Source organism: Rhodococcus sp. O3, from assembly GCF_048897285.1.
Classification (GTDB): domain Bacteria; phylum Actinomycetota; class Actinomycetes; order Mycobacteriales; family Mycobacteriaceae; genus Rhodococcus.
In genome coordinates this window covers 1-19,125 of sequence record NZ_JBMBTE010000097.1, presented here as the reverse complement: position 1 = coordinate 19,125, position 19,125 = coordinate 1, and the positions used below count along the sequence as shown (strand labels likewise).

17 protein-coding genes are annotated in these 19,125 nt (G+C 70.1%); 12 read left to right on the top strand and 5 right to left on the bottom strand.

What is annotated here, in order from left to right:
* The coding region (locus ACN675_RS21730; protein ID WP_420752817.1) for a PH domain-containing protein at positions 1–906 on the bottom strand (906 nt) is incomplete at its 3' end.
* Positions 903–1,379 carry a PH domain-containing protein gene (locus ACN675_RS21725; RefSeq protein WP_420752819.1) on the bottom strand — a complete coding sequence of 159 codons (477 nt, stop codon included), beginning with the start codon at positions 1,377–1,379 and terminating at the stop codon, positions 903–905. The genes ACN675_RS21725 and ACN675_RS21730, both read right to left, overlap by 4 nt.
* A gap of 267 nt (positions 1,380–1,646) precedes the next feature.
* Here ACN675_RS21725 and ACN675_RS21720 point away from each other — a divergent pair, with 267 nt between their 5' ends.
* The 5 genes from ACN675_RS21720 (at position 1,647) to ACN675_RS21700 (ending at position 6,828) form a co-directional block, all read left to right on the top strand.
* A complete protein-coding gene (locus tag ACN675_RS21720; RefSeq protein WP_420752816.1) occupies positions 1,647–1,841 on the top strand; it encodes a hypothetical protein in 195 nt (64 codons plus the stop codon).
* A gap of 46 nt (positions 1,842–1,887) precedes the next feature.
* Entirely contained in the window at positions 1,888–4,488 is a 2,601-nt protein-coding gene (locus ACN675_RS21715; RefSeq protein WP_420752815.1) for a bifunctional FO biosynthesis protein CofGH, read from the top strand.
* A gap of 168 nt (positions 4,489–4,656) precedes the next feature.
* Complete coding sequence (gene fdxA / locus ACN675_RS21710; RefSeq protein ID WP_138997778.1) at positions 4,657–4,980, top strand: ferredoxin; 324 nt, start codon at positions 4,657–4,659, stop codon at positions 4,978–4,980.
* 37 nt (positions 4,981–5,017) lie between these two features.
* On the top strand, positions 5,018–6,103 hold the full coding sequence (dapC, locus tag ACN675_RS21705) for a succinyldiaminopimelate transaminase (RefSeq protein WP_420752814.1): 1,086 nt from the start codon (positions 5,018–5,020) through the stop codon (positions 6,101–6,103).
* 50 nt (positions 6,104–6,153) lie between these two features.
* Complete coding sequence (locus ACN675_RS21700; protein WP_420752813.1) at positions 6,154–6,828, top strand: rhomboid family intramembrane serine protease; 675 nt, start codon at positions 6,154–6,156, stop codon at positions 6,826–6,828.
* A gap of 8 nt (positions 6,829–6,836) precedes the next feature.
* Here ACN675_RS21700 and ACN675_RS21695 read toward each other — a convergent pair whose 3' ends face one another.
* Positions 6,837–7,616, bottom strand: coding sequence for a RibD family protein (locus tag ACN675_RS21695; protein ID WP_420752812.1), 780 nt, complete (start codon positions 7,614–7,616; stop codon positions 6,837–6,839).
* 105 nt (positions 7,617–7,721) lie between these two features.
* Between ACN675_RS21695 and ACN675_RS21690 the strand changes: the two genes are divergently transcribed.
* The 3 genes from ACN675_RS21690 (at position 7,722) to ACN675_RS21680 (ending at position 12,320) form a co-directional block, all read left to right on the top strand.
* Positions 7,722–9,152 (top strand): acyl-CoA synthetase, encoded by a 1,431-nt coding sequence (locus ACN675_RS21690; protein ID WP_420752811.1) that lies wholly within the window; start codon positions 7,722–7,724, stop codon positions 9,150–9,152.
* A gap of 135 nt (positions 9,153–9,287) precedes the next feature.
* Positions 9,288–10,583 carry a PucR family transcriptional regulator gene (locus ACN675_RS21685; protein ID WP_420752810.1) on the top strand — a complete coding sequence of 432 codons (1,296 nt, stop codon included), beginning with the start codon at positions 9,288–9,290 and terminating at the stop codon, positions 10,581–10,583.
* A gap of 93 nt (positions 10,584–10,676) precedes the next feature.
* Entirely contained in the window at positions 10,677–12,320 is a 1,644-nt protein-coding gene (locus ACN675_RS21680; protein WP_420752809.1) for a hypothetical protein, read from the top strand.
* Positions 12,321–12,338: 18 nt separating this feature from the next.
* On the opposite strand, the gene ACN675_RS21675 is transcribed toward ACN675_RS21680, so the two are convergent.
* Complete coding sequence (locus ACN675_RS21675) at positions 12,339–13,664, bottom strand: amino acid permease (RefSeq protein WP_420752818.1); 1,326 nt, start codon at positions 13,662–13,664, stop codon at positions 12,339–12,341.
* A gap of 118 nt (positions 13,665–13,782) precedes the next feature.
* Positions 13,783–14,736, bottom strand: a complete 954-nt coding sequence (gene dapD / locus ACN675_RS21670) for a 2,3,4,5-tetrahydropyridine-2,6-dicarboxylate N-succinyltransferase (protein ID WP_420752808.1) — start codon at positions 14,734–14,736, stop codon at positions 13,783–13,785.
* Positions 14,737–14,812: 76 nt separating this feature from the next.
* Between dapD and dapE the strand changes: the two genes are divergently transcribed.
* From dapE to ACN675_RS21650, 4 genes are all read left to right on the top strand, one after another.
* On the top strand, positions 14,813–15,889 hold the full coding sequence (dapE, locus tag ACN675_RS21665; RefSeq protein WP_420752807.1) for a succinyl-diaminopimelate desuccinylase: 1,077 nt from the start codon (positions 14,813–14,815) through the stop codon (positions 15,887–15,889).
* Between the two features lie 10 nt (positions 15,890–15,899).
* Positions 15,900–16,700 carry a TIGR00730 family Rossman fold protein gene (locus ACN675_RS21660; RefSeq protein WP_420752806.1) on the top strand — a complete coding sequence of 267 codons (801 nt, stop codon included), beginning with the start codon at positions 15,900–15,902 and terminating at the stop codon, positions 16,698–16,700.
* Positions 16,694–17,287: a TIGR00730 family Rossman fold protein gene (locus ACN675_RS21655; protein WP_420752805.1), complete on the top strand. Its 594-nt coding sequence runs from the start codon at positions 16,694–16,696 to the stop codon at positions 17,285–17,287. Before ACN675_RS21660 ends, ACN675_RS21655 begins: the two co-directional genes overlap by 7 nt.
* Before the next feature lie 96 nt (positions 17,288–17,383).
* Positions 17,384–19,125: long-chain-acyl-CoA synthetase (locus ACN675_RS21650; RefSeq protein WP_420752804.1), on the top strand; the 1,742-nt coding region annotated here is incomplete at its 3' end.

The following is a 19,125-nucleotide window of genomic DNA, read 5'->3' as shown; positions in this document are numbered from 1 at the left end:
CGCGCCGCGCAGCCGCGCCCGATCCAGGGTGGTGTGCCGCACCCGCAGCAGCCCGTGACCGATGCGCAGGGTGCGGCCGTCGTCGGTGACGAGCAGGTTCCCGTAGAGCAGCAGGTACCGCACGCACGCCGCGGCGCTCGCGATCGCCAGCAACACCACCGCCCCGACCGCGACCGCGATCACCGGACCGGCCGCGGTGACCCACGAGATGCCGCGTTGCACGGTGCCGGACTCGGCGAGGCGTTCCCCGAGCCCGTACTGGAACACCACACCCGCGACCGCGGCGACCGCGACGAGCCCGGTCGTGGAGAACGGCGCGTAGCGCACCCAGGACGGTTGCAGGCGGGCGAGCTCGATCTCGGTGGGGGCGGCTGCGGGGGCCTTGTCGGGACGGTCGTCCGTGACGGGGTGGCCGGACAGCAGCGCCTCGCGCAGGGCCGGCACTGCACCGATCGCGAGACCGTCGAGTTCGAACCGGTTGCGGTCGTGGCCGCCGGAGGTGGCCTGACCGGTGCCGATCCGCACCGAGGCGAGCCCGAGGAGGCGGTGCATGACGCGGCGGTCGACATCCACCGAACGGATGCGGCTGCGCGGAATCGACAGCACCTGCCGCTGCAGCAACCCGCGTCGCAGCTCGACGTGCGCCGGGCCGATCCGATAGGTGGTGGTGAACCACCGCAGCACACCGACGACGACGAGCAGCCCGGCGACCGCCAGACCCCATCCGTGATTGCCGCTGCTGCTGCCGACGATCACCGACACGGCGAGCACCGGCAGCAGCCGCAGGATCTCCTGCACGGGGTGGACCAGCAGCATCCGGGGATCCAGCCGCAGCCAGGGCTGCTCGGACTCGGCGGCGAGCGCGGCCGGGCTCTCGGATTCCGGGGGGACGGATTCGATGCTCACGTCGCGTCGATCCCGTTGCGTCCGGCGATCTCGGTGAGCCGCGCCGCGGTGGCGTCGGCGACCGCGACGTCGAGGGCCGCGATCTCCACGGCTCCCGCCGACGACGCGGTGGTGACGGTGACCGTCGCCAGCCCCAGCCACCGGTCGATCGGGCCGCGCTCGGTGTCGACGGTCTGGATCCGGGAGATCGGCGCGATGCGGCGTTCCTGCGTGAACCATCCCGACCGGGTGTAGACGGCGGTGTCGCTGATCTCCCAGCGATGCACCCGGTATCGCCACACCGGCACGAGGCCGATGTGTGCGGCGGCGAGCACCAGCGTCGCGACCGCGGCTGCGACGTGCCACGGGCCGTGACCGGCGTCGACGATCGCCCACACGATCTGCGCGGCGACGATCGGGATCCACAGCAGCGCGGCGTTCACGGCCCACAGCACCCGGGCCTTCGGGCTCGGACGCCACGCGGGATCGTCCATCACCACCGGTGTCGGTGGAACGGTCCGGGCGGTAGGTCTGCCCAGTTCGGAATCCCGTGTCAATTCGTGCTCCTCGTCGCTGCGGTGGTCGTCCCCGAGTATTGCGCGACTCGGTCGGATCCGGCCTACGAGTCTCCGGACCCCGAGGGAACACGCAGGTGGGACGCGATCACGGGCCGGGAGCGCGCACAGCCGATAGGCTCGGTTGTACCGGCCGGTCCGGCACGCGGGCCGCCTGGTCGAAACGTCGAGACGAGGAGGATTGTGATGCCTGGTTCAGTGCGCCCCGACGAATTCGCCGGACTGCCCGAGGCCGATCGGATCGAGCAGGTCACGGACGCGTACGACGACGAAACCGCGGAGGACGTGGTGCCCGAGCAGGTTCCGCTCGAGGTCGATCCTGTCGACGCCGTCGAGCAGAGCCTGTCCGTGCCCGAAGACGAGGACTATCCCAGGGAGTGAGCACCCGGAGGTGGCACGCGTCGGAGTCGTGGCGCATGATCGCCCAATGACCCGCTCCACTGACGACGACGCTCCCGTCACGAACCTTCCCCTGCCCTCGGTCCGCCCCGGCATCGCCGGGCGGACCGAGGAGCGGGCTGTGCCGGGGATGCGCCGAGCGCTGCGCCGGGCCCGCGACGGCGTGACGCTCAATGTCGACGAGACCGCCGTCCTGCTGCAGGCCCGCGGCGCGGATCTCGAGGACCTGTGCGCGTCCGCGGCGCGGGTGCGGGACGCGGGTCTGGCCGAGGCGGGACGTCCCGGCACCGTCACGTATTCGCGGAAGGTGTTCGTGCCGATCACCCGGCTGTGCCGGGACAAGTGCCACTACTGCACGTTCGTCACCGTGCCCGGCAAACTGCGGGCGGAGGGCCGAGGCATGTACCTCGAACCCGACGAGATCCTGGAGATCGCGCGGCAGGGCGCCGAACTCGGCTGCAAGGAAGCGCTGTTCACGCTCGGTGACCGGCCCGAGGACCGGTGGCCCGAGGCCCGGCAGTGGCTCGACGAGCGCGGCTACGACTCGACCCTCGACTACGTGCGGGCGATGGCGATCCGGGTACTCGAGGAAACCGGCCTGCTGCCGCACCTGAACCCGGGCGTGATGAGCTGGGCGGAGATCTCCCGGCTCAAGCCGGTCGCGCCGTCGATGGGCATGATGCTCGAGACGACCTCCGAGCGGTTGTTCACCGAGAAGGGGCAGTGCCACCACGGCAGCCCGGACAAGGACCCGCAGGTGCGTCTGCGGGTGCTCACCGACGCCGGGCGGCTCTCGGTTCCGTTCACCACCGGCATCCTCGTCGGCATCGGCGAGACCTTCACCGAACGCGCCGAGTCGATCGCCGCGATCCGCAAGTCGCACAAGGCATTCGGTCACATCCAGGAAGTCATCGTGCAGAACTTCCGGGCCAAGGACGACACCGCGATGCGGGGTCACGACGACGCCGATCTCGACGAGTTCCGGGCCGCGATCGCCGTGGCCCGCCTGGTGCTCGGCCCCGGCATGCGCATCCAGGCACCCCCGAACCTCGTCTCGCACGACGAGTGCCGGGCCCTGCTCGCCGCCGGCGTCGACGACTGGGGTGGCGTGTCGCCGCTGACCCCCGACCACGTCAACCCCGAGCGGCCGTGGCCGAACCTGGACACGCTCGCGCAGATCAGCGCGGACGCCGGATTCACCCTCACCGAACGGATCGCCGCGCAACCGCAGTACGTGCTGGCCGGTCAGCCGTGGATCGACCCGCGGATCGCGGCCCACGTGCGGGCGCTGGCCGACCCGCAGACCGGGCTCGCCGCCGACGTGATCCCGTCCGGGCTGCCCTGGCAGGAACCGGACATCGACTGGGAGTCGTCCGGACGCGTCGACCTGAATTCCGAGATCGACGTCACCGGCCGCAACACCGAGCACCGCTCCGACCTGGGCAGCGCCTTCGGTGACTGGGAAACCGTCCGCGAACAGGTACTCGCCCTTGGTGCGAGCGCGCCCGTGCGGGTCGACACCGATGTGCTGGCGGCCCTGCGCTCGGCGGAACGCGATCCCGCCGGCTGCTCCGACGCCGAGTACCTGGCGCTGGCGACCGCCGACGGCCCGGGCCTCGAGGCGGTCGTCGCCCTCGCCGACGCACTGCGCCGCGACACCGTCGGCGACGACGTGACGTACGTGGTGAACCGGAACATCAACTTCACCAACATCTGCTACACCGGCTGCCGGTTCTGCGCGTTCGCGCAGCGCAAGGGCGACGCCGACGCGTTCACCCTGTCCACGAGCGAAGTCGCGGACCGGGCGTGGGAGGCGCACGTCGCCGGTGCCACCGAGGTGTGCATGCAGGGCGGTATCGACCCGGAACTGCCGGTCACCGGCTACGCGGACCTGGTGCGCGCGGTCAAGGAGCGGGTCCCGACGATGCACGTGCACGCGTTCTCGCCGATGGAGATCGCCAACGGCGTCGCGCGCAGCGGCATCTCCACCCGCGACTGGCTGATCGAACTGCGCGAGGCCGGCCTGGACACCATCCCGGGCACCGCCGCCGAGATCCTCGACGACGAGGTGCGCTGGGTGCTCACCAAGGGCAAGCTGCCCACCGCCGAGTGGATCGACGTCGTCACGACCGCGCACGAGGTGGGGCTGCGGTCGAGCTCGACGATGATGTACGGGCACGTCGACCAGCCGCACCACTGGGTCGGGCACCTGAACGTGCTGCGCGGAATCCAGGACCGCACCGGTGGTTTCACCGAATTCGTGCTGCTGCCGTTCGTGCACCAGTCGTCGCCGCTGTACCTTGCGGGCGCGTCCCGGCCGGGTCCGACGATGCGCGACAACCGCGCCACGCACGCGCTGGCCCGGATCATGCTGCACGGGCGGATCGACAACATCCAGACCAGCTGGGTCAAGCTCGGGGTCGCCGGGACGCAGGCGATGCTGCAGGGCGGCGCCAACGACCTCGGCGGCACCCTGATGGAGGAGACCATCTCCCGGATGGCGGGATCGCAGCACGGATCGGAGAAGACCGTCGCCGAACTGGTCGCGATTGCCGAGGGCATCGGCCGTCCGGCGCGTCAGCGCACCACCGCGTACGCGCGCCGCGACATCGGTGTGACCGTCGCCTGACGGTGGCGGCCGGGACGTCCGCACCGGTCCTCCGGCAGGTCAGGGCACCCTAATTCGCGAGGGTCCCCGCCCGACGGGGGATACTGGACGGCGTCGGTTGCCGCGGGTGGCCGATTCGGGCGGGACCGCGCAGGTCGGCGGGCATAGTGAAAGGCAGGGAGAACAGCAGTGACGTACACGATTGCGGAGCCGTGCGTGGACGTGATGGACAAGGCATGCATCGAGGAATGCCCCGTCGACTGCATCTACGAGGGCGGTCGCATGCTGTACATCCACCCCGACGAGTGCGTCGACTGCGGTGCGTGCGAGCCGGTCTGCCCCGTCGAGGCGATCTTCTACGAGGACGACGTGCCGGACGAGTGGTCCGCCTACGTGAAGGCGAACGTCGACTTCTTCGACGATCTCGGTTCCCCCGGTGGCGCTGCCAAGCTCGGCAAGGTCGACTACGACCCGCCGTTCATCAAGGCGCTTCCTCCCATGGGCGAGGAATGAGTTGACCTCCACGGTGACCACACGTGCACGACGTTCGGTGGCGAAATCACTGCCGGACTTCCCCTGGGACTCGCTGACCGACGCGAAGGAGAAGGCGTCGGCGCATCCTGACGGGATCGTCAACCTCTCGGTCGGAACCCCCGTCGACCCGGTTGCCCCGGTGATCCGCGAGGCACTCGTCGCGGTCGCGGAGGAGCCGGGCTATCCCACGACCCACGGCACCGCCGAACTGCGGTCCGCCGCCGTCGGTGCGCTCGCACGCCGCTACGGCATCACCGGTATCGCCGAGTCGGCGATCCTGCCGGCGATCGGCACCAAGGAAATGATCGCGTGGCTGCCGACCCTGCTCGGTCTCGGCGCCGACGATCTCGTCGTCATCCCCGAACTGGCCTACCCGACCTACGAGGTCGGCGGTCTGCTCGCCGGCGCGCGGCTGATCCGCGCCGACGGCCTCAACCGGCTCGGCCCCGAGGGTGCTGCGCTGGTGTTCGTGAACTCCCCGTCGAACCCGACCGGCAAGGTGCTCGGCCTCGAGCATCTGCGCAAGGTCGTCGACTGGGCCCGCAGTCGCGGCGCCGTCGTCGTGTCCGACGAGTGCTACCTGGGGCTGACCTGGGAAGGCGAAGCGCTGTCGATCCTGCACCCGAGCGTGTGCGACGGCGACCACACCGGCCTGCTGGCCGTGCACTCGCTGTCGAAGACCTCGAACCTCGCCAGCTACCGCGCCGGGTTCGTCACCGGTGACGCCGAACTGGTCGCGGACCTGCTCGAGGTGCGCAAGCACTCCGGCATGATGCTGCCGCTGCCGATCCAGTCCGCGATGACCGCGGCGCTGCTCGACGACGAGCACGAGAACATCCAGCGCGAGCGGTACCGCGCGCGGCGCGAGGTGCTGCTCGCGGCGATCCGCGGCGCCGGCTTCACCGTCGACCACTCCGAGGCCGGGCTCTACCTGTGGGCGACGCGCGGCGAGGAGTGCCGCGCGACCGTCGACTGGTTCGCCGAACGCGGAATCCTGGTCGCGCCGGGCGAGTTCTACGGTCCCGGTGGTGTGCAGCACGTGCGGATCGCGCTGACCGCGACGGACGAGAGGATCGCCGCGGCCGCGTCCCGACTCGGCTGATCGGGCTCGGTAACCCGAGAAACCGGTCGTACGCAGGTAGATTGGCGTCCGTGAGCACCTCAGGCGACGATCCGCGATCGGCGGTGTTGTATGTCCTGTTCGCCGTGCTGGCGACGCTGCTTGCGCTTCGCTGGGCCCGTGCCCGCGACCTCAGGACGTTCCTGTGGCCACCGCCTCTCGCCGCGACCGTGCTGTGGCTGATCGTGGCCGTTCCGTCACTGCTGCGGGTCGCCGTGCCCGCGCTCGACGAGATGTTCCGGCGCAACCCGGTGCAGATCCGCAACGACGGCGAATGGTGGCGGATCGGCACGTCGGTCCTCGTCCAGGACGGGGGAGCGGCCGCGACCGTCGCGAACCTGGTGCTGCTCGCCGTGCTGGCGGTCGCGGGCGTGCGCGTGTGGGGCCCGGGCCGTGCGCTCGCCCTGTTCGCCGGCGGACAGCTGATGTGGGGATTGTTCACGTCGTTCGTGTCGCCGTCCGCCGGTGCCGGCTGCTCCGCGGCGGCGTTCGCCCTGGCCGCGGCGACCGCCGGACTCTGGTTGTCGATGGGCGCCCGTCGCCTCGAACTGGCGGTGTCGCTGGCGATCCTCGCGATCGGCGCGTTGCTGCTGTTGATCGACGACGCACACGGTGTGGCGGTGCTGTGCGGCATGCTGCTCGGCGCGGTCCTCGGCACCGTGATGCCGCCGACTCGCCCGGTGTCGGCCGCGACGGTCGGAACCTGACACTCGCGCTACTCGTCGTCCGGCACCGAATACCGCAGGAGAACCCTGTCGCCGGAACGACGATCCACCGACACGAGCCGAAGCCGGGTCGGATGCCCGTCGATCGGCAGGTCGGGTGCCGTGAACATCGTCGGCGTGTCGGTGCCGCCGACCGCGATGGGGACGACCTCGACCTCGATCTCGTCGACGAGCCCGGCCCGCAGGAGCGCCCCGTTCAATCGGCCACCGCCGGTCGACAGGACGGTTTCGACACCGAACTTCTCCCGCAGAAGACACAGCGCCTGCCCCAGGTCGACCCGGGACCGCCCTGCGACCAGGTACGGAACTCCTTCCCGCCGGAGAAACGACAGGTACTCGAGGGGAGTCTCGGTGGACACCAGGACGAGGAGGTGCCAGCCCTCCCAGTCCGCACCGGGAAACTGCTTGTAGAGCCAGCGAACTCGACCTCGGCTGTCCGGCACCACGAGCCAGCCGTTCGTCGCCGCCTCGACAGCGGCGTCCGGCAGGTAGTTCTCGAGGAGGACTTCGCGACTTTCCGTGGCCGCAGGAAGCGCGCCCGGCAGGTCGCGGTCTCGAACGAACGAACCGCTGCCCTCGAGGATCACGGTCGGGCTGTGTCGCCGCTTGACGTCCGAATATGCCGATCCCGCCAGGACCGGCCATCTTTCGTCCATCATCAGCAGCAGATCGGGTGACAGCGCCAGCCGACCGTCGACCGACGCCGAGTTGTGCGTCACCACGCGAGGCCGCAGGCGTTCACCGACACGCAGACGATTCGTATCGCTCATATGTTCGACCCTATTTCGTCGGTCCACGGCGCCGCAATCCTCGAGGTAAGTCCCTGCCGGGTGGTCGTGGGGACCCGAGAATGCGGTCTGTGGGAAGGTGATGCCGTGTCTGCACTTCTGTCCTCGCTGAATCCCCTCGCCGTCGCGCGCGGCGACGACGTGCCCGACGCCGTCCGGATCGACGGGCACACCCTGTCCCGGAGCGACCTCCTCGGTGCCGCGACCGCCGTTGCGGCGCGCGTCGCGCGGGCCGAGCGGGTCGCGGTGCTCGCGACCCCGACGGCGTCGACCGTTGTCGCGGTCGTCGGTGCGCTGCTCGCGGGAGTCACGGTCGTTCCGGTGCCGCCGGATTCCGGTCCGGCCGAGCGGGCACACATCCTGAACGATTCCGGTGCCCAGGCATGGCTCGGAGCGGCACCCGATCCCGACGACGCCGTGCCGCAACTGCCGGTGATCGCGGTGCGGCTGCACGCGCGGGACTGGCACGCGCTGCCCGAACCGGATCCGGCGCGCGTTGCGTTCGTGCTCTACACCTCGGGCACGACGGGAGCGCCGAAGGGTGTGCTGCTGAGCCGCCGTGCGATCGCCGCGGGCATCGATGCGCTCGCCGAGGCGTGGGACTGGACGAGCCGCGACATCCTGGTGCACGGGCTTCCCCTGTTCCACGTGCACGGCCTGATCCTCGGTGTCCTCGGGCCGCTGCGGGTGGGCAGCCGGCTGATCCACACCGGCAAGCCGACACCGCAGGCGTACGCCGAGGCCCAGGGGACGCTGTACTTCGGGGTGCCGACGGTGTGGTCGCGGGTCGTCGAGGACGAGGAGTCGGCGCGGGCGCTGAGCGGCGCGCGGCTGCTGGTGTCCGGGAGCGCCCCGCTGCCGGTGCCGGTGTTCGAGCGGCTGCGCGAACTGACCGGCCTCACGCCGATCGAGCGGTACGGGATGAGCGAGACCATGCTGACGTTGAGCACCCGCGCCGACGGGGAACGCCGGCCGGGGTGGGTCGGCACGCCGGTGCGCGGCGTGGAGACCCGGCTGCGGGACGAGCACGGCGCCGACGTGCCGCACGATGGCGAGAGCATCGGTGTGCTGCAGGTTCGTGGGCCGATGCTGTTCGACGGCTATCTCAACCGCCCGGACGCGACCGCGGCATCACAGACCGACGACGGCTGGTTCGTCACCGGTGACGTCGCTGTGATCGATCCCGGCGGATTCCACCGGATCGTCGGCCGCGAATCGACCGACCTGATCAAGTCCGGCGGGTTCCGGGTGGGGGCGGGGGAGATCGAAACCGTCCTCCTCGGGCATCCCGCGGTGCGTGAGGTCGCCGTCGTCGGCGTGCCCGACGACGATCTGGGGCAGCGCATCGTCGCGTTCGTCGTGCCGCGTCCGGGTGGGCCGGCGGTCGACGAGGACGAACTCGTCAACCTTGTGGCACAGCAGCTTTCGGTGCACAAACGCCCCCGGGAGGTGCGGGTGGTGCAGGACCTTCCCCGCAACGCGATGGGGAAGGTGCAGAAGAAGCTGCTGTTCGGGTAGGAGCCGCCGGCGGGGTGGATGGGCCCCGCCGGACGGAGTTCGCGAGAAATCTGTGACTTGGGGTTGCGCATTCCGCCCCCGAAGGCGGATTGTTTTCTGCACAGTAGGTGCGTCTACTCATTGGGGGGTTGAAACATGTCTGTGACCGATCACGTGCGGACAGATCACGTGCATCCGTTGGTTCCGGGGGGTGGGGAGCCCGCATTCGTCGTCGACGGAAAGCCGGCGTCGGTACCGCTTCGTGATCTGCCGGCGGTGGCCCGCAAACTCGTCGCGCACTTCGCCGACCACGTCGCGCCGTGCTCGTTGCGGCCGGGCGATTCGTTGCGCGGTGACGTCACCGAGGTCACGGTCCGATGCCTGCGCATCGCGATCCACCTGCTCGACGCGGGTGAGCTGCCGTCGGACGCCGACCTGGCCGAGCTGCGCAGCAGCGCCGCGCAGTGGGCGCGCGCCGGTTTCCGGCTCGAATACATGCTGCGGATCTATCACGAGGGAATCCGCCTCGGCTGGGAACTGGTGACCGAGCGCGCGGGTGAGGGCGACATCGAATCCATCGCCGCCGCGTCCCGGCTGTGGATGGCGCTGCTCGAGCGCGTCACCGTCGCCGCCACCACCGGTTTCGTCGCCGAACTCGACGCGATCAAGCGGGAACGGGACGTCGCCGCGCAGGAACTGGTCACCGCCCTGCTGAGCGGTCAGGACGCCGCCGCGGTCGCGCGGCGGTCCGGGCTCGAGCTGGCCGACGGGTACACGGTGCTGGGTCTGGCACTGGCCCGCCATCCCGACACCCGCAATCCGCACGTGCGGCAGGACGTCGTCGCCCGCCGCACCCTCCGCCGCGTCGAGGTCGAGCTGGAAGCGGCCTGCGAGGGGCGGCAGCTGGCGCTGCTCGGGCCGGAGGGCGGCACGGTGCTGCTCGCGGGCGCCCGCAGCGACGACTCCATCGCGATGCTGCGCGAGCGCATCGAGACGGTCGCCGGCGTGTCGGTGACGATCGTCGTGGTCCACGCGACGGTCTCCGAGGTGCCGACCGGAGCGCAGCAGGCCCACGAACTGCTCGATCTGGTCCGACAGCTCGGCCGCGCGGCCGGGGTGTACCGCATGCAGGACCTGGCGCTCGAGTACCAGCTCACCCGCCCCGGCCCGGCGCGCGAACACCTCGCCCAGGTCCTCGAACCACTCGACGACACACCGGAACTCATCGAGACGCTCGAGACTCACATCGCCCATGACCTGAGCCGCCAGCTCACCGCCCGCACGCTCCACGTGCACGCCAACACCGTCGACTACCGGCTCAAGCGCATCGCGCAGCTGACCGGCTACGACCCGACGCGACCGTCCGGGTTGCGGCAGTTGCAGGCCGCGATCGTGGCTCGGCGCTTGGAGGGCGTCGTCCCGGAACACGCCGGGGGTCTCACGATGCTGTAACGATTGCATCTCATGACCGATAAGGTGTGACCGGCGTCATATGGGGGGTAATACCCGGAGGTCGGCCGGATCATCGGTCAGGGGAGGAGTCGTATGGCGGTGCCGCCCGGCGAGCGGAAGCGTCGCCCCACAGGGAAGGCCGCGGCGTACCTGCTGGTCGTCGCACTGTTTGTCGGACTCGGCGCCGGTGTGGCGGGAGCGGTCCGGGCCTGGCGGGACCGGTGCGACGTCGTCGACGAGTACAGCCTCGCGGTGGCGCCCGGAATCGAGGACGCGGTCGAAGAGGTGCTCGCCCGCGCCGACACCGGATGTACGCGCTTCACCGTCTCGGTCGCCGAACCCGGGGACGTCGCGGGCCTGCTCGGAACCGGGGAGGGCGCACCGGACCTGTGGATTCCGGATTCGGGCTGGTGGGCGACCCGCGCGTCGGCGATGGCGTCGGGTCCGGTGCAGACCGTCCTCACGCCGATCGCGACGACGCCGGCGGTCCTCGTCGGACGACCCGGGCAGGTCCCCGAGGTGGCCACCTGGCGGGCCGCCCTCGCCCTGAAGGACCTGCGTCCGGGCAATCCGCTGCGCACCGGTGTTGCCGCCGCGCCGATCCGGGCGGCGCTCGCCGAAACCGAGAACGATCCGGTCGCGATCGGCACCGTGCGCACCGCGATGGCACCCCTCGCGCAGCGCGAGAACGCCCGGCCGGACGAGCCACCGACCGGTGAGGTCCTGCTCGACCTGATCGCGTCGGAGGGCGGGGTCGGTGTCGCCACCGAACAGCAGTTCCACCGGTACAGCACCGACGGCGGTGACGCGCTCGGGGGCGCGGTGCTCGAGGCGAAGGTGCCCGACAACGGCAGCATCCTGCTCGACTACTCGCTGGTGGTGACGGCACCGGACCCGGAGCGGCACCGCGCCGCGACCGAGGCGGGGCGGATGCTGGCGGACATCTTCTCGACCCAGTGGGCGCGGGACGTCTTCGTCGCCCACGGGTTCCGTGATCCCGCCGGGCGTGCCCTGCCCGACGGTGCCGGGGTCGGCGAGATCACCGCGATGACCCTCGGCGACGAGAGCATCGCTCAGGAGGCGCTGCATGCATGGGCGGTACTGGCGCTGCCGATCCGCACGCTCGTCGCCGTCGACGTCTCTGCGTCGATGAACACGCCGGTCGGCGGCGCCACGCGCCTGGAGCTCACCGAGCAGGCTGCGCGCTCGGCCACCTCGATGTTCTCGGGCAGCGTGCAGGCAGGGCTGTGGGTGTTCGCCGACGATCTCGGCGGGTCCGGGCAGGACCACCGCGAACTGCTGCCCATCCGGCGGCTCGACACCATGGTGGACGGGCACTTGCAGCGGGATCTGATGAACACGCTCAGCACCACGGTGGCGTCCGAGGCGGCGTCGGGGGCGGGCGACCGCACCGCCCTCTACGACACGACACTCGCAGCGTTCCGGCAGATGCAGGCCACCTACGACCCGCGCGCGATCAACAGCGTCATCGTCCTGACCGACGGTGGTGACGACGAACCGGACGGCATCGGCCTGGAGGATCTGGTCGCGACGCTCGAGCGCGACCAGAATCCGGCCCGGCCGGTGGTGATCGTCACGGTCGGCATCACGGACGACGCCGATGCGGATGCGCTCGCGGCGATTGCCCACGCCACCGGCGGAACGAGCTACATCGCGCAGGACCCCGCCGACATCTCGGCGATCTTCGTCAGCGCCCTCGTGGACCGCACCCGCTAGCGAGGTTCGATCGGCCGGCTACTGCGCCTGCCGGGCCCGGCGCTGCCGGGTACGGCGCTGCCACACGAAGCCGATCCCTGTGATCACCAGGAACAGCACGAGCGTCGACAGCAACTGGAGGCGGGCTGCGTCGTCGAACAGCATCAGCACGATGAAAGCGCCGAGCATCGCCAGGGTGAACCAGCTCAGATAGGGGAACGCCCACATGCGGACCGTCAGGACACCTTCGCGCTCGAACCGCGGACGCAGGCGCAACTGCGCGACGACGACGAAGATCCAGATCGCCAGCAGCGCCGAGCCGACCGCATTGAGCAGGATCTCGAGCAGGGTGTCGGGCAGCAGCCAGTTCAGCAGCACGCTGACGAACCCGAAGAACACCGACAGCAGCACCGCGTTGCGCGGCACCCCGGTGTGCGAGAGCTTGCTCAGGGCGGCGGGACCGTCGCCGCCGCGGGAGAGGGCGAACGCCATCCGGGACGTTCCGTAGACGTTCGCGTTGAAGGCCGACAGCAGCGCCACCACGACGACCAGTTCCATGAACCCGGAGACGTACGGGATGCCCGCGACGTCGAGCACGGACACGAACGGTGAATCGTCGGTGCTGCCCGCGACGGTCCACGGCAGCACCAGCACCATGATCGCGATGGAACCCAGGTAGAACATGCTGATGCGCCAGACGACCGTGCGCACCGCGGTCGCGATGGCCCGTTCCGGGTCCCGGGATTCGGCGGCCGCGATGGTGACGATCTCGATACCGCCGAACGCGAACGCGACCGCGAGCAGACCCGCGGCGATACCCGCGATGCCGTTCGGTGCGAAGCCGTCGCCGTCACCGAACAGATGCGTCGTCCCGACCGGCTCGGTCCCGGGCAGCAGGCCGAACACCAGCAGCACACCGATGACGAGGAACGCGACGATCACCGCGACCTTCAGTGCGGCGAACCAGAATTCGAATTCCCCGAAGTTCGCGACCTTCGCGAGATTGACGACCGCGAAGAACGTGACGAACACCAGCGCGATCACCCACTGCGGCACCGCGGGGATCCACGAGTTGACGATGCTCGAGGCGCCGGTGATCTCGACGCCGAGCACCATGATCAGCATGAACCAGTAGAGCCAGCCCATCGTGAAGCCGGCCCACTCGCCGATGCCGATGCGCGCGTAGTGGGAGAACGAACCGCTGGCGGGCAGCGCGGCACCCATCTCGCCGAGCATCCGCATCACGAAGATGATCATGATGCCGGCGAGGATGTACGAGACGATCACCGCGGGACCGGCGGCGGCGATGCCGACGCCGGACCCGAGGAACAGCCCGGCGCCGATGGCCGAACCGAGTCCCATCATCGTCAGGTGCCGGACCTTCAGGCCGGTGCCCAGATCCTCGATCTCGGTGCGGGGTTGTCCGGCTTCGGTCACTGCTCTGCTCTGTTCGGGTGCTGCTGGGTTCGGATGCGCGCCGGACTCAGTCGTTGGCGTGCAGGGCGGCGTTCAGTTCCACGCCGGTGCCCTTGTTGGGAACGACCTCGACGGCGCCGCTGACCGAGTTGCGGCGCAGCAGCAGGTTCGACGCCCCGCTGAGCTCCTTCGCCTTGACGACGGTTCCGTCCGGGCCGGTGACCTTGGTGCCCGCGGTGACGTACAGCCCGGCCTCGACGATGCAGTCGTCGCCGAGCGAGATGCCGACACCGGCGTTGGCGCCGAGGAGGCAGCGCTTGCCGATCGAGATGACTTCCTTGCCGCCGCCGGAGAGCGTGCCCATGATCGACGCGCCGCCACCGACGTCGGAGCCGTCGTCGACCACCACGCCGCCGGAGATGCGGCCCTCGACCATCGAGCTGCCGAGCGTGCCGGCGTTGAAGTTCACGAAGCCCTCGTGCATGACCGTGGTGCCGGACGCCAGGTGGGCGCCGAGGCGGACGCGGTCGGCGTCGGCGATGCGCACACCGGAGGGGACGACGTAGTCGACCATGCGCGGGAACTTGTCGACGCCGAACACGGTGACGTGGCCGCGGATGCGCAGGCGGGACCGGACGGTCTCGAAGTTCTCGACGGCGCACGGGCCGAAGTTGGTCCACACGACGTTGGCGAGCAGGCCGAAGATGCCGTCGAGGTTCTGGCCGTGCGGCTTCACCAGACGATGCGAGAGCAGGTGCAGGCGCAGGTACACGTCGTGCGCGTCGGCCGGGGGCTGGGACAGGTCCGCGATCGTGGTGCGCACCACGACCTGGGAGACCTCGCGGGCCTCGTCGGTTCCGGCGAGCAGCGCCAGGTCCGACGGGATGTCGGTGCCTTCGAGCCGCTGCGTTCCCGTTTCGCCGTATTCGCCCAGCGTAGGCGCCGGGTACCAGGTGTCGAGGACGGTGCCGTCCGCCGCGATGTTCGCGATACCTACTGCCGATGCTCCGAGTGCACTCACGGTCGAGAAGATTACGCGAGGGCATTGCCCGGCTGCGCCTGCCCTGTGAAAAACCCGCGTTCCGTATCGTGCACCTATGCCCGTACCACGCCTGGACCTGCACGCCGATCCCGTCGAGTTGACCGCCGCGCTGGTGGACATTCCCAGCGTGTCGCACGACGAGGCCGTGATCGCCGATGCGGTCGAGACCGCGCTGCGCGAACAGACCTCCGGCTTCGAGATCGTGCGCTGCGGCAATGCCGTGCTCGCCCGCACGAATCGGGGTCTGGGCAGCCGGGTGATGCTCGCCGGGCACCTGGACACGGTGCCCATCGCCGACAACGTCCCGTCCCGCCGCGACGGCGATCTTCTGTGGGGATGCGGCACCGTCGACATGAAGTCGGGCGACGCGGTGTTCCTGCACGTGGCGGCGACGGTCGCGGACCCCGCGCACGACCTGACCCTCGTGTTCTACGACTGCGAGGAGATCGCCGCCGAGTTCAACGGTCTCGGCCGGATCGAGAAGGAACTGCCGGACTGGCTGGCCGCGGACGTCGCGATCCTCGGCGAGCCGACGGCCGGGCAGATCGAGGCGGGTTGCCAGGGCACGCTGCGGGCGCGGCTGTCCACCTCCGGGGTTCGGGCGCACTCGGCCCGGTCGTGGCTGGGGGACAACGCGATCCACCGTCTCGCCCCGGTGCTCGAACGGCTGTCGCGGTACGAGGCCCGGTCGGTGGACATCGACGGCTGCGTGTACCGGGAAGGACTGTCGGCGGTGCGCATCACCGGCGGCGTCGCCGGCAACGTGGTACCCGACGCGGCCGATGTCGACGTCAACTTCCGGTTCGCGCCGGACCGCACCGTCGAGCAGGCCCTCGCGCACGTACGCGAGGTGTTCGACGGTCTCGACGTCGAACTCGAAGTCACGGACTCCTCGCCGGGCGCGCTGCCCGGCCTGTCGGATCCGGCGGCGGCCGCGCTCGTCGAGGCGGCGGGCGGCCGGTTCCGCGCCAAGTACGGCTGGACCGACGTGGCACGATTCGCGGCGCTGGGGATCCCGGCCGTGAACTACGGCCCCGGCGATCCGAATCTCGCGCACAAGCGCGACGAGCACGTCCCGGTGCAGCAGATCACCGATGTGGCCGCGGTGCTGCGTGACTACCTCTCCCGATAGCGTGAACCCCATGTCAGACACCGAATCCGGCCGGCGCAAGTCCCGCGCGAAGATCGTTCAACGTGGTCCCGTGCAGTTGCGCGGCGACCGTGCGGTCGAGACGACCACGATGGACCAGCGGCTGCTGGACCGCCGCGGACCCACGGACTGGGTGCACACGGATCCGTGGCGGGTGCTGCGCATCCAGAGCGAGTTCATCGAGGGATTCGGCGCGCTCGCCGAAGTCCCGCGCGCTGTCGCGGTGTTCGGCTCTGCGCGCACGCCGGAGGACGATCCCGAGTACGCGCTCGGGCGCAAACTCGGTGCGGCACTGGTCGAGGCGGGATACGCGGTCGTCACCGGTGGCGGGCCGGGTGCGATGGAGGCCGCGAACCGCGGCGCCAGCGAATCGGGTGGGTTCTCCATCGGACTCGGCATCGAGCTGCCGTTCGAGCAGGCCCTCAACGAATGGGTCGATCTGGGCCTGAACTTCCGGTACTTCTTCGCCCGCAAGACGATGTTCGTCAAGTATTCGCAGGCGTTCGTCTGTCTGCCCGGCGGATTCGGGACGCTCGACGAGCTGTTCGAGGCCGTGACCCTCGTGCAGACCCACAAGATCACCCGGTTCCCGATCGTGCTGCTCGGCTCGGACTACTGGTCGGGACTGCTCGACTGGATCCGCGCGGTCATGGTGCGCGACGGCAAGATCTCGCCCGGCGACCTGGATCTGCTGTCGGTCAGCGACAGCGTCGAAGAGGCGGTGCGCATCATCGTCGAGGCCCACCGCGGGGAAGAGGCGGAAACGTTGTACGAGGGGAACACGTCGTGGTGAACGGGGCGCCGGCACCGGGCGCGGTGGACGGGCAGCCGGTCGCGTTGTCGGTGTGCGTGTACTGCGCGTCCGGGCCGGTCGACGGGTCGTATCTGGAGCTGGCCGCGGCGGTGGGCACCGAGATCGGCCGACGAGGCTGGCAGCTCGTGTCCGGTGGCGGCAACGTGTCGATGATGGGCGCGGTCGCCGACGCGGCCCGCGCGGCCGGTGCGCACACCGTGGGCGTGATCCCGAAGGCGCTGGTCCATCGCGAGGTCGCCGACATCGACGCCGACGAGCTGATCGTCACCGAGACGATGCGGGAACGCAAACAGGTGATGGAGGATCGGGCGCACGCGTTCATCGCGTTGCCCGGCGGTATCGGCACCCTCGAGGAACTGTTCGAGACGTGGACGGCCGGGTACCTGGGCATGCACGACAAGCCGGTGGTGCTGCTCGATCCGGTGGGGCACTACACCGGGCTGCTCGAGTGGCTCCGGTCGATGGTCGGCACGGGATTCGTCGCGCAGCGTGCGCTCGACGGGCTCCAGGTCACCGCGGAGGTTGCGGATGCCCTGGATCGCTGTGCGATCGGTGTTGTGAGCTAGCGCATCCCGAACCCTCGCCAGCGTGCTTACTCTCGAGTAGGTTGGAGGTCGAAGCTGTCCTTCGCCGCTGTGTGCAGACCTTCCGAGAGGATGCCAGTGACCACCGAGCACAAATCGACCGTCTCCCTGTCGGGCCTTGCCGGCCAGCTGCCGGCGATGCTGCCGGACCTGCCCAGCCTGCTGCGCGGTGCGCTGGGTCTGACGCGGCGTCCCGACGCCCGGGAATCGATCGGTCTGGTCTTCCAGCGTGTCGCCGACCGCCGGCCGGACCGGCCGTTCCTGCGGTTCGAAGGCGACTCGATCAGCTACGGGGATGCCAACGCTCAGGTCAACCGCTACGCCAGCGTCCTGGCGCAGCGCGGGGTGCAGACCGGTGACGTCGTCGGGATCCTCATGAAGAACCGGCCCGAGGCGCTGCTGATCACCCTCGCGGCCGTCAAACTCGGTGCCGCCGCGGGCATGCTCAACCACAACCAGCGCGGCGATGTCCTCGCGCACAGCCTCGGCCTGATCGGCAGCCGCATCCTGATCGTGGGCGAGGAATGCGAGGACGCACTGTCGTCGATCGACCCGGCATCCCTCGGCACGTCCCCGCTGCGGGTCGGGGAACTCGACGCACTCGCCGCCGACGCCGACTCCGCGAACCCCGCGGTCACCGAGCAGCTGCACGCCCATCACACCGCGTACTACATCTTCACGTCCGGCACGACCGGCCTGCCCAAGGCCAGCCGGATGACCCACTTCCGCTGGCTGAAGTCGATGTCGGGGCTCGGCAGCCTCGGCGTCCGGTTGCGCCGCGACGACACCCTGTACTGCTGTCTGCCGCTGTACCACAACAACGCCCTGACGGTCGCGCTGTCGTCGGTGCTGGCATCCGGCGCGACCCTCGCACTCGGCCGCAAGTTCTCGGCGTCGGGATTCTGGGCGGACGCCAAGCGCAACGGCGCGACCGCCTTCATCTACATCGGCGAGATCTGCCGCTACCTGCTCAACCAACCGCCGCGCCCCGACGACCGCGAGAACGGCATCCGGCTCGTCGTCGGCAACGGGCTGCGCCCCGAGCTGTGGACCGAGTTCACCGAGCGCTTCGGCATCGACCGGGTCGCCGAGTTCTACGGCGCCAGCGAGTGCAACATCGCCTTCATCAACGCCCTCAACCAGACGCACACCGCCGGGGTGTGCCCGCTGCCGTATGCGGTGGTCGAATACGACCAGGACACCGGCAAGGCCCGCCGCGGCGCGGACGGCCGACTGCGCCGCGTCCGCACCGGCGAGGTGGGCCTGCTGCTCGCCAAGGTCACCGACCGGGCGCCGTTCGACGGCTACACCGACCCCGAGGCCACCGAAGCCAAGCTGGTGCGCAACGGGTTCGCCGACGGCGACACCTGGTTCGACACCGGCGACCTCGTGCGCAGCCAGGGCTACATGCACGTCGCGTTCGTCGACCGGCTCGGCGACACCTTCCGGTGGAAGGGCGAGAACGTCGCGACCACCGAGGTCGAAGGCGCGCTCTCGGCGCACGACGCGATCTCCGAGGCCGTCGTCTACGGCGTCGAGGTCCCGGGCACCGACGGCCGCGCCGGCATGGCCGCCGTGACGTTGCATCCGGACGCCGAACTCGACGGCGTGCGGCTCGCACAGGACCTGTTCGCGTCGCTGCCGTCGTACGCGGTGCCGCTCTTCGTGCGGATCGTCGACGAACTCGAACACACCAGCACGTTCAAGAGCCGCAAGGTGGACCTGCGCGACGAGGGATTCTCGAAGACCGGCGACGACCCGCTGTACGTCCTCGAGGGGCGGTCCGGCGGCTACCGGCCCGCCTACGACGGGTACGTCGA

Excerpts from the sequence above, each read along its gene's own strand:
- ACN675_RS21725 (WP_420752819.1), bottom strand. The coding sequence starts at position 1,379 with ATGGACGATCCCGCGTGGCGTCCGAGCCCGAAGGCCCGGGTGCTGTGG.
- ACN675_RS21720 (WP_420752816.1), top strand. The coding sequence starts at position 1,647 with ATGCCTGGTTCAGTGCGCCCCGACGAATTCGCCGGACTGCCCGAGGCC.
- ACN675_RS21715 (WP_420752815.1), top strand. The coding sequence starts at position 1,888 with ATGACCCGCTCCACTGACGACGACGCTCCCGTCACGAACCTTCCCCTG.
- ACN675_RS21695 (WP_420752812.1), bottom strand. The coding sequence starts at position 7,616 with ATGAGCGATACGAATCGTCTGCGTGTCGGTGAACGCCTGCGGCCTCGC.
- ACN675_RS21685 (WP_420752810.1), top strand. The coding sequence starts at position 9,288 with ATGTCTGTGACCGATCACGTGCGGACAGATCACGTGCATCCGTTGGTT.
- ACN675_RS21680 (WP_420752809.1), top strand. The coding sequence starts at position 10,677 with ATGGCGGTGCCGCCCGGCGAGCGGAAGCGTCGCCCCACAGGGAAGGCC.
- ACN675_RS21675 (WP_420752818.1), bottom strand. The coding sequence starts at position 13,664 with ATGATGGGACTCGGTTCGGCCATCGGCGCCGGGCTGTTCCTCGGGTCC.
- dapE (WP_420752807.1), top strand. The coding sequence starts at position 14,813 with ATGCCCGTACCACGCCTGGACCTGCACGCCGATCCCGTCGAGTTGACC.
- ACN675_RS21660 (WP_420752806.1), top strand. The coding sequence starts at position 15,900 with ATGTCAGACACCGAATCCGGCCGGCGCAAGTCCCGCGCGAAGATCGTT.